The following is a 13959-nucleotide window of genomic DNA, read 5'->3' on the forward strand; positions in this document are numbered from 1 at the left end:
GCTGCGCGCAGGTAGGGGCCGGGCCCCGTCATGGCGGCCCGGCCCCTACCTGTTACGGCTTGATGAGTCGGTCAGGTGTAGTAGCCGCTGGTGTCGACGACGAAGTCGGCGTTGCCGTCGCTGTTGTTGTAGATGCTGATCTGTCCGTTGGTGTCGGTGGGGGTGAGGGTGAGGTTGGCGAGGGTGTCGCCGGTGCCCCAGTTGAGGCTGCTGGTGGCGGGTTTGCCGACGGCGGCGGGGTAGGCGATGGCGTATCCGCTGCCGGCGGTGTCGGTCACGGTGAGCATGGCGGCGAGCGTGGGGGTGGTGGCGGTGGTGACCTGTTGGGTGGTGCTGCTGGTCACGGGGTAGGTGCCGAGGGGGGCTACGACGCCTTTGCTTCCGCCGATGCCGCTGCGGGTGTCGACGAGGCGGGTTGGGTTGACGGTGTGGAATTTCTGGCCGGTGGTGCTGGTGGTGTAGTAGCCGGAGATGTCGGCGATGACGGCGGCGGCGCTGCTGTGGACGGAGATGGTGATGGTTCCGGAGGTGCCGATGGGGACGTCGCCGGAGAGTGAGGCGATGGCGTTGCCGGGGTTGAAGCTGAGGCTGGTGTCGGCGGTGGGGGCGTATCCGGTGGCGTAGGCCTGGAGGAAGCCGGTGCCGGCGGCGTTGGCGGCGGCGAGGTTGACGGCGACGGCGGTGGCGTTGCTGGGGATGCCGTTGAGGCCGGTCATCTGGAGGGTGAAGTTGGTGCCGGCGGCCACGGTGCCGGTGGTTGTCAGGCTGGTGTGGGCGACGCTGGAGCGCGTGTCCAGGGCGCGGACCTGGCTGGTCAGCGGGGTGTAGGTCTGGTTGCCGGTGAGCGAGGGGTCGCTGGTGAAGTAGCCGGTGACGTCGACGATGAGGGCGGTGGTGGCGCTGCTGGTGTCGAGGTGGGTGTAGAGGTCGATCTTGCCGTCGTTGCCGACGGGGACGATCTGGTAGCCGGTCCTGGTGGTGCCGGCGGTGAAGTTGGTGGACGAGGTGACGGGGCGCTGGGTGCCGTCGGCGTAGGTGGTGACGTAGCCGTGGTCGGTCTGTGCGGTGGCGGTGACGTCGACAGCGACGGCGGTGACGGTGCTGGGGATTTTAGCGGGTGCGCCGCTGACCGGTGTGGTGACGGTGTCACCCGCGATCTTGAGTTGGGTGACGGAGTCGGAGGTGACCGTGCTGGCGCCTGCGGTGATGCCGGACGTGTAGGTCAGGCCGCCGCTGCTGCGGGTGTCGAGGACGCGGGTCGGGGTGACGGCCTGGTGGTAGCCGGCCGGGGTATAGGGCTGGGCCGGAGGCACGACGGCGTTCGTCCAGGTCCGGGCGCGAGCGAGTTCGCCGGTGAGGTAGTCGTGGACGATGGTGTGCGAGGTGTCGTTGAGGGTGTGCAAGTCGTTGCCGAGCAGGAAGTTGCCGGTGGCGCCGATGCTGGGTGCGGGGTGGTTGCCAGTGGCAACGAACACGTCGTCGACGTACAGGTTCATGACGCCGGTGGTCTTGTCGTAGGTGGCGGTCAGGTGGGCCCAGGTGCCGAGGTGGACGGTGCCGCCGGTGACGGTGTCGAAGTCCCAGGCGGTGCCGGCGCCGGTGTTGAGGCTGAACTGCCAGCCGCCTGTGGTGGGCAGGAGCAGAATGCCGGAGTCGGCGCTGCCGCTCTGGGAGAGGACGGCGCCGCCGTAGGCGGTGGGGTTGGCCCAAACGGACACAGTGAAGGACTTGGTCAGGTCCAGGGCCTTGCTGCCCTGGAGGTAGTCGTGGTTGCTCGCGTCGAGCTGGACGTCGGGGTCGAAGAGTCCCCCTTCGGGGGCGGTGACGCCGCTGGTGCCAGTGAGGGTGATTGCAGTGGCGGCTGCGTCGTCGGCCGTGAGCTTGGTGGTGTCGTAGTCGTTGAGGGGCCAGTCGTGGGTATCGGTACTCAGGGCCTGGGCGATGGGGGTGGCGAGAGTGCCGGAAGGAGTCATCTCATAGGCGGTGGCGGTACCGGTGCTGCTGACTGTCCACAGGTCGGGTGTTCCGTCGTTGTTGATGTCCGCGGCCTGGAGAGTGGGCTGGTTGACGGAGTCCCAGCCGGTGCTGGCGACCTCGACGGGGGTGAGGGCGGAGGCGCCGTTCGCGAGGGCCTGGAGATTGTCAGGGCTGAGGTACCACAGCTGGCCGGCGGAGGGGTCGCTGGTGTGGTTGGCACTGGTGTCTCGGGCGAACAGCTCCGGCAGGCCATTGGCGTCGAGGGTGCTGGTGATGGTCCAGCCCGTCCAGTCGGTGATGCAGCTGGTGGTGCTGGTGTTCTGGGCGAGGCAGTACGGGTTGTAGTTGCCCAGGTCGATGGCGTTGTCAGCTCCGACGTACTTGCCCCGACCGTTGTCGGCGGATTCGTCGTACAGGTGGCCGTTGATCAGCAGGAGGAGGTCCGGGTAGCCCGTCGGTGTGTAGCCGCTGAGGGTGTTGTACAGGCTGCCGCCGCTGGCGATGGACGTGGCCGCAGTGGTGGTGCCGGCGGTGGTGCCGTCATCGTTGCCGGCGGCGTCGGTCAGGGCGAAGACGCCGGCGGAGTTGCTGATAGGGAGGGAGTCGACGGGCTGGAGGTCGGTGCCGTCGCCCTGGCCGCGCAGGATCTCGCCGCTGATGGCTCCCTTGGAGGGGTCGTAGTAGTAGTCGAGGACGTCGTTGTATCCGGCTCCGGTGAAGAAGTGGCCGGTGATGGTCTGGCTAGCGGTGAAGGAGGTGGCGGTCTGGGCGGTGGAGATGCCGTTGCCGTCGATGCCGATGTTCCGGGCGACCGGGTCGACCTTGCCGCTTCCCGCCCCGGTGGCCTGCCAGAGCCCTGCGGGCAGGGAGTTCTTGCCGCCGACGGTCAGCAGGTCGGCGTTGCCGTCGCCGTTGAGATCGTCGGGCGCGGCGGTGACGGGAGCCTTGGCGATGAACCGGTAGTCGTCAGTGTCTCCGATGTTCCCGGTGCTGGAGACGGCGGTGACGGTCAGGACGTCGGTCTGGGTGGTCGGTTTGAGTGAGATGGTGGCGGTGTAGGGGCTGGAGGTGGCTGCGGGGACGCTGACCGGGTTGCCGCCGTTGAGCTGGTAACGGTAACTGCCGGGCGCGGTGGTGGTGTTGGGGTCGGTGATGGTGAAGCTCGCGGCTGTACCCACCGTGCACAGGCTGTCGCCCAAGGGACTGTCAGTGAGTTCGGAGCACTGGCTCGTGGTGGACGTGCCGGGGGCGATGGTGGGGGCGCCGGGGGCAGTGGGGTCGTAGTAGAAGTGGCAGGTCTTCGACTGGCTGCTGGTCAGGTGCTGGTCGGTGACGGTGAGATACCAGGCGAACTCGGTCTTCGCGGTCAGCGCCTGGAAGGGCCCGGAGCTGCTGGTGTGGGAGTAGGGGGTGCTTGCGATGGTGCCGCTGGTGGCGTTGATCGCCCGCGTGTAGGTCGTGCCGCTCGACATGTTCTTCAGGGTGAAGTTGGCAGTGAGCGGGCTGGTGGTGCCGTCCTGGTCTGACACCCCGGCACGCAGGGTGACGTCACCCAGACCGAGGGAGGTGGGTGTGGTGGCGGAGCAGCTGCTGGGGGGGCTGGTGGTCAGCGAGGTCGGCATGTCGGGCTTGTGGTCGTAGGTGGTGGTGATGGTGGCCTGCTTGCTGAACTGCTTCCAGGCCAGGTCGTTGCCCTCGTCGGCGGCCTTCAGCTCGAAGGTGGCCTTCGACCACTTGTTGGCGGCGGCTTGCTCCATGACCTTGTGGATGTCGAAGGTGACATCCGCGGGGCCACAGTCGGTGGACCAGCCGTGGGCGACGGTCTGGGGGTCGATGGTGATCGGGAGGTGCTTGGGCTGGTTGTTCCACGTGGTGCTGGAGGAGATCGGATCGGTCGCGTAGAGGTCGACTTCCTCCTTGGTGCAGGAGGCCGACCAGTTCTCGTAGAAGGAGATGTTGGAGGAGAGGATGTCGTCCGCGTTCCAGACGCTGCTGTGGATGCTGGTCTGGAAGTAGGCCCGGTTGGTGGAGACGTCGGAGGTCCAGTCGGTGTAGCCGACGTGCAGGGGGCCGGGAGTGGACGCGGCGGGCTTCCAGAACGCGGTGCTGGGCCACTCGCTGTCGACGAACGCCCATGCCTGGACGGTGTCGGTCTGACCCGAGGGCGTGAAGGTGACGGCGAAAGTGGGGTCGATGTAGACCGGGTACACGGTGTGCTTGCCCCTCAGCAGGGTGCGCGCGGGAGACAGGCTGATGTGTCCCCGGTGATAGGCGGCTTTCAGGCTCGCCTTCTGCGCAGCGTCGCCCGCAGAAGCGGGGCTGGAAGCGAGGGGTATGCCGCTGCGGCGGTCCACGGTCTGTCCGGTGTGCGGATCGGTCGTCTTCGGCGTGTTCGCGGAAGGTCGGCTGGAGTCCCACATGGTGGGGGCGGTGGCCGAGAACACGGTCTGGCCCTTGCGGTCCTTGGCGGTGATGTCACCGGCCGTGTCACTGGCCATGGTCACGCCTGTGGCCTTGGTGGACAGGTTCAGGTCGGTGAGCGCGGGGTTCGCCGCGGCGATGGCGTTCTTGACGACCAGGACCTCGCTGAACCCGCCGGTGTCCTGCGCGGTGACCGTGAGGTCCACGCCAGGCAGGACGTCGTGGTACGTCGCCGTGGGACCCAACAGGGTGGGCGTGTGCAAGGCGAACGCCGAGGGGAGCGAGACGGCCAGAGAGCTACTGCCGGCTCTCATGGTCGCCAGTGGTTTGTTCGTGCTGCCGCCGGAGAGGGTTAGCGAGCTGGTGGACACCTTGGGGGAGATGGTGCCGTCCGCGCGCTGCACGAGCGTCGGGTCCAGGCTCTTCCATCTGCCGTGCACCAGTTTGCGTACCGGGGCGGTGGTCTGTCTGAGCGTCAGTGTGCCGTTGGGGTTCGCGGTAAGCGTCGAGGAGGCTGTCGTCTCTGCCGTCGCCTGGACCGGCTTACCGGTGGCCCGGGACTTCGCCAGGGCCTGCGCCTGACTCAGAGCGACGGGAGCGTGTGCCGATGAGTGGGCTGTCGCGTCGGCGTGAGCCGGCGTGGCGGCGTGCGCGAGGCCGGGCAGGGCCAAGGCGCCGGAGACAGCAAGAGCGGTAGCGCCGATGATTGTGCGGCGTGCCCATGAACGAGGCAGAGATGTCCGCGAATTATTTTGCATTTTCTTTCCCCCACGTATTCATGCTGATGGGAAATTCCGGGAGCGCTACCCTCGACCGGTATTGACCGAATCCTGCATGACGGTCAATGGATCGCAAAGTTCTCTTTGTAAGCGCATGGCGGGTCCGTCGGATCGTGCGTCCGCTCTCCCGACGGACTGCACCGTCGCGAAGTTGGCTGGTCGGGGCTGCGCCACCGTATGGGGACCGCCAGGCTCAACGCGGTCAGGTGTGACTCAGATCACGACTTTTATGCGCCTTGGATGTCTGCCTCTGGTGAATTTTGTGGAGGTTCTTGGGCTGGTTTTTTCCCAACTCCTTATTCTTTTGCATTGAACCTTCATGTAGTTCTTTCCCTCGGACGAATGATCACCAGCGCGGCTGTAGGCCGAGGTGGTCGTTCGGTATTTCGGCATGTCGTCATGACGAGGGGGAGGCCGTGTCCGGTAGACGTGCGCGCAGGAACAGCGGAGCGGCGAGGGCGCGGTACCGGCGCACCGCCGGAAAGCTCTTGACGGGGTGGGCCGCAGTTCTGGCCTGGTCTCTGTGCCTGAGTGTGCTCTTCGGATCGACTGCGACCGCCCAGCCCCTGACCGCCACGGCCGTCCCGTCGGCCGCGAAGCCGAAGCCGGATCTGGGCCGTTCGGTCACGGGGCTGAAGCCCGTTCCGCACAAGCACGTGCGTATCTCCGGCGCGACCCGGCACACTGTCGTGCCGACCCGGACTGCGTGGCCGGCGGCCAAGGCCGGAACTTTGAAACTGACCGCGCCCAAGCACTCAGCAGCCGCGGGCTCCAAAGCAACGGCCTCGGGAACACCGGTGTGGGCACAGGCTGTAGCTCCCAGCAAGGGCAGCTATGCCGGCCCGACGTCGCTGGGGGTCTCGGTCAGGTCGCGGTCGCTGTCCGCTCGGCTTGGCGTGTCCGGCCCGGTCTGGACCCTGTCCACTGCCTCTGACGCCGGGACCATCGTGGCCGGCTCGGGCCGGGTGAAGGTCGGCCTGGACTACGGCGCGTTCAGCCAGGCCATCGGCGGTAACTTTGCCTCCCGGCTGCATCTGGTGGAACTGCCGGCTTGCGCGCTGACGACTCCGCAACTGGCGAAGTGCCGCAAGCAGACGCCGCTGACGTCACGCAACGACCCCAAGAACACGGCCGTATCCGCAGACGTCACGCTCGCCGGAACCGCCTCGGCGAAGAACGCTGCCTTCACCGGCAAGCGCAGTGCTGGCGCGGGGGCGGCCGTCTCGGCTGTCTACACCGGTTCGGTCTACGCGTCGGCGACGGCACAGACGGCCTCAACGTCCGGCGCGGCCACCGTGATCGCAGCCACCGACTCCACCGGTCAGGAGGGCGGAGCCGGCGGCAACTACGCCTCGACCCTGTCGTCCGCGGGCTCCTGGGGCCAGTCGGGATCCTCGGGGGACTTCACCTACACCTACAAGGTGGAGTCACCGGCGGCCACGACGTCGCTTGCGCCGGACGCGTCGCTGTCCTACGACTCCGGCAGCGTCGACGGAAAGACGGCCAACACCCAGGCCCAGTCGTCCTGGGTCGGCGACGGATGGACCACCCAGGACTCCTTCATATCCCAGGAGTTCACGCCCTGCTCCGACTCCCCCGAGGGCAGCGCCGGGTCGGTCACGACATCGGATGAGTGCTACGACGGCCCGGTCCTGACCATGTCGCTGAACGGGTCATCGACCTCGATCGTCTACGACAAGGACACCTCCACCTACAAGCTGGCCGCCGACGACGGCGCGACGGTCAGCAAAGTGACCGGCTCGTCCAACGGCTCCGGCACCTACGACACGTCGTACTGGGTGATCACAGAGCGGGACGGCACCAAGTACTACTTCGGCCGCAACGAACTGCCCGGCTGGGCGTCGGGGAACGACACGACGAACTCGGTGGACTCCGAGCGCGTGTACTCCGCCCACATCGGCGATCCCTGCTACAACTCCACGGCCACCAGCAGCTACTGCACCATGGCCTACAAGTGGCACCTGGACTACGTCACCACCGTCACCGGCGCCGCGATGGCGTACTACTACAAGCAGGACACCAACTACTACGGCGCCCACAACGGGGACTCCGAGGTCAAGTACGTCCGCGACTCCTACCTCGCGCACATCGACTACGGCTTCACCACGACCACCGGCCCCTACGGCACCGTCCCTGACAAGATCGTCTACACCACGTCGGTGCGCTGCACCTCCACCAGCACCAACTGCGGGAGCGCGGAGACCTCCTCCAACGCCTCCTACTACCCCGACGTCCCCTACGACCTCGTCTGCGCATCCGGCGCCACCTGCAACCCGTACGCGCCGTCGTTCTTCTCCACCGTCCGTCTGAAGTCCATCACCACCCAGCAGTACTCGGTCGCCTCCAGCGCGTACGTGACCGTCGACTCCTACGCACTGACGCAAACGGAGCCCTCCACCGGGGATGCGACCAGCGCAACGCTGTGGCTGTCCTCCATCCAGCGCACCGGCTCGGACACCACCGCGGGCGGTTCCACCTCGTCGATCACCATGCCGGCGGTGCAGTTCACCGGCTCCGCCCTGGAGAACCGGGTGAGCACCGTCACCTATCCGGGACTGTTCCGCTACCGCATCACCAAGATCACCAATGAGCTGGGCGGGGTCACCGGCGTCTCCTACACGCTGCCGACCGCCTGCTCGACCTCAGCCACGCCGTCCTCGAACACCGCCTCGTGCTTCCCGGAGTACTGGACGCCCAGCGGCTACATCAGCCCGATGCTGGACTGGTTCAACAAGTACGCGGTCCAGGAGGTCCTGGAGACCGATACCACTGGCGGCTCCGCGACCAAGGAGACCGACTACTCCTACAGCGGTGCGGCCTGGCACTACGACGACGACGAGACCACCAAGGCCAAGTACCGCACCTACGGCCAGTGGCGCGGCTACCGGCAGGTGACCACCACCACCGGCAACGGTTCAGGCGACGCCCAGACCAAGCAGGTCGACTCCTACTACCAGGGTATGGACGGCGACTGGCTCTCGTCCACGAAGACCCGCAGCGTGCCGCTCACCGACTCCCAGGGCGGCAGCCACACCGACTCCCCCCAACTCGCTGGGCAGATACTGGAGTCCACCTCCTACCTCGGCGCTGGCGGAGGAGTCGACCACTCCACGATCACCTCGTATTGGATCTCCGCGGTCACCGCGACCCGCACACGGTCCGGGCTGCCGGACCTGACTGCCAATGCCAGCGCCACCGCCGAGGTGTGGACTCGGCAACGGTTGACCGACAAGGGCAGCACCACTTGGCGTTACAACGAGACCGACACCACCTACGACGCCACCCGCTCCGACGACGACTTCGGCCTGCCGACCTACACCTACACGCACACCGTGCCGGCCGACACTGCCTACGACCGCTGCACCGCCACCACCTACGCCCCCGCCAACGCCGGCGCCAACCTCGTCGGCCTCGTCTCCGGCGCCGAGACGGACTCCGTCGCCTGCTCCGGCTTCACCGAGGGATCTGTCACCTCCGTGCCCAACGGACTGAACACCCTCGGCGCACCCGCAAGCGTCAACCGCCCGGACCAGGTCGTCTCCGCCACCCGCACGTTCTACGACGACGCCACCTTCTCCACTGCGTTCCCGCAGGCCGCCGCCCCGACCATGGGCCTGGTCACGATGACCCGCAAGGCCACCGACTACGGGTCGGGCGCCTTCACCTGGCGGACCACCGCGAAGAACGCCTATGACAGCACCTACCACCGCCTGTCCAGCACCACCAATGGCAACGGCAATACCACCTCAACCAGCTATACGGTCAACTCCGCTTACCTGACCACCGGGCAATCGGTCACCGCGCCGACCGTCAGCGGGGTCGCTCACACGAGTAGCTCGACGCTGGATCCCGAGCGCGGACTCACTCTGACGAGCACGGATGCCAACCACGTGGTGACGACCGTCCAGTACGACGCGCTGGGCCGGGCCACGTCGGTGTGGAAGAACTCGCGTGCGACCACCTCGCTGGCGAACCTCACCTACACCTACACGCTGTCCAACAGCTCCCTGTCGGGTGTGGTGACCAACACTCTCAACGACAACAGCGGCTACCTCACCTCGGTCAGCATCGAAGACTCCCTCGGCCGCACCCGCCAGACCCAGACCTACACCCCCCAGGGCGGCCGTCTGCTCGACGACACCCTGTACGACTCCCGCGGCTGGGCCTACAAGAAGAACACCGACTACTGGGACTCCACGACCACGCCGACGCTGGGGCTGAAGTCGGTGGCCGACAATCAGGTCGCCGAGCAGGACGTGTACACCTACGACGGGCTCGGCCGGCAGATCTACGACATCTCCGAGAAGAACGGCTCGCTCGTCTCGACCACCACCACGGTCTACAACGGAGACGCGACCACTGTCATCCCGCCCACCGGCGGCGTCACCAAGACCACCCGCACTGACCCACTCGGCCGCACCAGCGAACTCGACGAGTACACCACCGCCCCCACCCTCACCACGCCGCTGAACCCAGCCACCGGCATCTTCTACCTCACCGGCGGCGCCACCACCGCCACCACCTACGGCTACGACGGCCACAACCAGCAGTCCACCACCACCGACGCCAAGAACCAGGTGTGGACCAACACGTACGACCTCATGGGCGAGGTGCTCTCCAAGACCGACCCCACCGCCGGCACCTCGTACATGACCTACGACGCCGACGGGAACCTGCTGCAAACCCAGGACTCCCGAGGCCAGTACGTCTCCTACACCTACGACGCCCTCGACCGGAAGACCGGCCAGTACGCAGCCGCCACCGCCAACCAGGTCGCCTACGCCTCCACCACCTCACCCGGCAACCAGACCGCAGCCTGGGTCTACGACAACTCCGACACCGCCATCTCCGGCATGACCTACCCGGTTGGGCACGTCACCACCGCCACCTCCTACAGCGGTGGCTACGCCTACGTGCAGCAGGCCGTGAACTTCAACGTCTTTGGTGAGTCCCTCGGTGAAGAGACCATCATCCCGTCCGCCGCGCAGGGCTCGGTCCTCGGCAAGACGTGGAAGATCACGCACTCCTACACCAGCGTTAACGGATTGCTGTGGACCGACGGCTACGCCCTAGGCGGCGGATTGCCTGCTGAGGTGGTCACCCACGGCTACAACAACGATGATGAAGCAGACGGGCTGGCCACCACCGCCTACAGCTACGTGCAAAGCACCGCATACAGCGCCTACAACCAGGTCGCCCAGGTCCAGCTGGGTTCCGCCAGCTCGTACGCCACCGTTACCGATGCCTACGACGCGCACACCGGAGACCTGACCGACCAGCTCGTCACCCGCTCCACCACCAGCCCCGCGAGCGTTGACGAGACCGCCTACAAGTACGACCTGTCCGGCAACATCACCCGCCAGACCGAGACCCGCTCCGGCTCCAGCACCATGGCCGAGACCCAGTGCTACGCCTACGACCCCCTCGACCGGCTCACCAGCGCGTGGACCGCGACGGACAGCTGCTCCGCCACCCCCACCGGCAGTGACCACAGCACCGTCGGCGACGGGATCAGCGGCGGCACGTACTGGACCAGCTGGACCTACGACGAAATCGGCAACCGGCTTACCCAGACCCAGCACACGGTCTCCGGCTCCGGCAGCGACACCCTCACCACCAGCATCTGGTCCGGCAAGCCCAACACCCTGACCGGCACCACCAACACCGGCGGCTCCACCAGCTCGACCAGCTACACCTACGACGACGCCGGCAACACCCAGACCCGCAACACCAGCACCGGCAACCAGACCCTCCTCTGGAACAACGCCGGACAACTGACCAGCGTCTCTAACAGCACCACCGGCACCGCCACCAACTACATCTACGACGCCGACGGCAACCTGCTGCTGCAGATCGATCCCAGCACCACCACTTTGTACCTCGGCAGCGAACAGATCACGCTCAACGACGCCGCCGGCACCGCCACAGGCGTGCGCTACTACACCGCCCCCGGCGGCGCCACTATCGTCCGTACCGGCACTGGCACCAACTACGGCTTCGAACTCGCCGACGACCAGCATGGAACGAACAGCCTCTACCTCGACAGCACCGCACAGAACCCCACTTGGCGCCAGTTCGACCCCTATGGCAACTCCCGCGGCACCACGACGACCTGGGTCGACAACCGCACCTTCCTCAACAAGACCACCGACACCGCCACCGGTCTCACCGACATCGGCGCCCGCGAATACGACCCCGCCCTCGGCCGCTTCATCAGCCTTGACCCTGTCTTCGAAGCCACCAGTCCCCAAGAACTCGGCGGCTACACCTACGCTGGAGACGACCCGATCTCCAAGAGCGATCCGACAGGTTTGTGTGCCTCGGCCGACTGTCCCACCCGCAACTGCCCCACCTGCATCAACCGCACGCCGACCGACAAGAACCCCGACTCGCCGGCACTGACCGACCATGCAGGATCCGGCAGCACCCCCACCAACAGGGCAGGCTGCCACAACGGCTCATGCAACACGAGTCGGGGTACCGCACACAAAAGCTCCTCGACTGGCCAGGGCTGCGTCTACGCCATGGGCATGAACTACGGTTGCCAGACCCAGACGGCCACTAAAACAGTAGTCCCCAAGGTGGTGGAGTGCGCCGCCGGCAATGGTTTGTGCGGTGCACGGAACACCCTGTTCGCGTTCGCGATGCTATCGGGAATGATCGGCGGATCGATGGGGGACTTGGGCGCCATCTCGGGTCGCATCGGATACGACGAGTTCGACGACGTAATGTGCAGCTTTGCGCCGTCCACGCGCGTCCTGATGGCTGGCGGGAAGACCAAGGCAATCAGTAAGATCAAAGTTGGCGACAAGGTCCAGGCAGCGGACCCGAAGAGCGGTAAACATCAAGGTGCCCGTACCGTCCAGCATGTGTGGATCAACCACGACCACGATCTACTCAGCCTCACCATCCGCACCAAGAGCGGCAATCTCTCCACCATCCACACCACCACCAACCACCCCTTCTGGAACGAAACTACCCACAGTTGGGTCTCCGCTGGTCAACTCCACCACGACGACACCCTCAGTACCTCTGGCAACGGCCACGTCTCCGTCGTTGCTATCGAAGCCACATCGGGTGCTGCGAACCGCTGGAATCTGACCGTCCAGCAACTCCACACGTACTATGTGCTGGCCGGGACTACAGCTGTTCTCGTCCACAACTGCGACGATCCCGCGCATGCAGACGACTGCTATTGCGACTTCGGAGATACCCCCAAGCTGCGTGCAGATGCTCTGAGTGATGATGTCTGGGAATCTGCCGAAGCGAGCGGAAAGGGAATCACCGACGCAGAAAGGGCCGGCGATGCTGGGTCGATCGCGCGCGGACACGCCAATGCCAAGCATGGCGGTGAATTTCCTGGAATGTCCGCAGAGGACCTCGAAACTCACGTCCGGGGCGTGATAAACAATCCCGCTCGCGCGAAAAATCTTGGCAGTGGCCGGAGAGCCTATCAGGGGAACGACGGGTCGACGGTAGTGATTCACGACCCCATGAGCCCCGATATGGGGACGGTCTTTAATCGAAGTGCCGCAACGATAGATGAATACTGGAATGGCTTGAACTGATGGATGAAAATTCACCGCGCCCGAGCCAGGTGCTGGCGCAATCAGAGGTTGAGTTGCTTCGGCGCGCCCTCCTGGAGTGGGGAGGACCTGCTCGTTGCAGTGATGAACTGGCTGCGGCGATCGGATTCAGGGACTTTGCCGACCTAGTCGAAGAGAGTCGCAGGATCCGCGAGATGTTGGCGAAGGATGTTCAGATTTCCCGCGTTGACTGGGCGAGGACACTCCTGGGTGTGGAAATTGTCTTCGTCAGCGATCTGGCTGGATCGGGTGTCGAGTGGGCGACGACGACCGGATTCGGAGATGAGGTAACTGTGATGGCAATTCGGTCGGTCCAGCGAAAGCTGGCCAGCGTTGTTCGTCCGTATTATGGGAGACGCCCGCAGTGAGCTCATCTGATCTTGACCGGATCGGGTGACGGGCTGGCTCGTAACGGCACGAAGCGCGACATCGGCGGGAACGTCCCGCGACCGTGCCATCTTCACCCGTGGGGCCCAGGTGAGAGCCGGACCGACGATCGGGGGTGCTCAGCTCTGTTGAAGGGGCACACGCGAGCGAACGGACCGGCGGGGATCTCTTCTCAAAGAGCGTGTTTTCCCGGCTCACTTCTGAGGGAGTTCCCGTGCGAAGTCCGCTCCGCGCCCGCGGAGGTGTCCCGCTCTACCAGCAGGAACGCGCCCACCTCGTGAAGTCCGCTCCGCGCCCGCGGAGGTGTCCCGTACGGGGAGGCGTCGCGCAGGTTGTAGACGACGTCCGCTCCGCGCCCGCGGAGGTGTCCCGACGACGCGGACGACAGCCGGGCCGACGACGAAGTCCGCTCCGCGCCCGCGGAGGTGTCCCGTTCGAGCGGTTCCACGAAGGCCCCCGCGCCAAGTCCGCTCCGCGCCCGCGGAGGTGTCCCGAACTTCCTAGACCCTAAGACTGCCCACATGTGGTCCGCTCCGCGCCCGCGGAGGTGTCCCGGTGGCGCATGCGGGGGTCGGCGAGGATCCGGTGTCCGCTCCGCGCCCGCGGAGGTGTCCCGCTCCCCCGGGTGCTGGACGTGTACGCCCGCCGGTCCGCTCCGCGCCCGCGGAGGTGTCCCGTCGGTTCATGGTCAGTCCTAGAGCGTGTCTCCTTGATCCGCTCGTCGGTTGATCAGATATGTCCGTCCGGCTAGTGATCACTGATGCGATGTGGGACCGAATCGAGCCGTT

Annotated in this window: 2 protein-coding genes and 1 CRISPR repeat array; of the genes, one reads left to right on the forward strand and one right to left on the reverse strand. The window is 66.1% G+C overall.

Annotated features, from left to right (window positions below; genetic code table 11):
• Nucleotides 1-71: 71 nt before the first annotated feature.
• The gene (locus AB0G52_RS39975; RefSeq protein WP_361344054.1) at nucleotides 72-4838 is read right to left on the reverse strand and encodes a LamG-like jellyroll fold domain-containing protein; all 4767 of its coding nucleotides are present in this window, start codon (nucleotides 4836-4838) and stop codon (nucleotides 72-74) included.
• Between the two features lie 1235 nt (nucleotides 4839-6073).
• Between AB0G52_RS39975 and AB0G52_RS39980 the strand changes: the two genes are divergently transcribed.
• The gene (locus AB0G52_RS39980) at nucleotides 6074-12766 is read left to right on the forward strand and encodes a polymorphic toxin-type HINT domain-containing protein (protein WP_361344057.1); all 6693 of its coding nucleotides are present in this window, start codon (nucleotides 6074-6076) and stop codon (nucleotides 12764-12766) included.
• Between the two features lie 626 nt (nucleotides 12767-13392).
• A CRISPR array of direct repeats spans nucleotides 13393-13848; the repeat unit is 29 nt; unit sequence GTCCGCTCCGCGCCCGCGGAGGTGTCCCG.
• Nucleotides 13849-13959 lie beyond the last annotated feature (111 nt).

It is taken from the genome of Streptomyces sp. NPDC021562 (assembly GCF_040640875.1).
GTDB lineage: Bacteria > Actinomycetota > Actinomycetes > Streptomycetales > Streptomycetaceae > Streptomyces.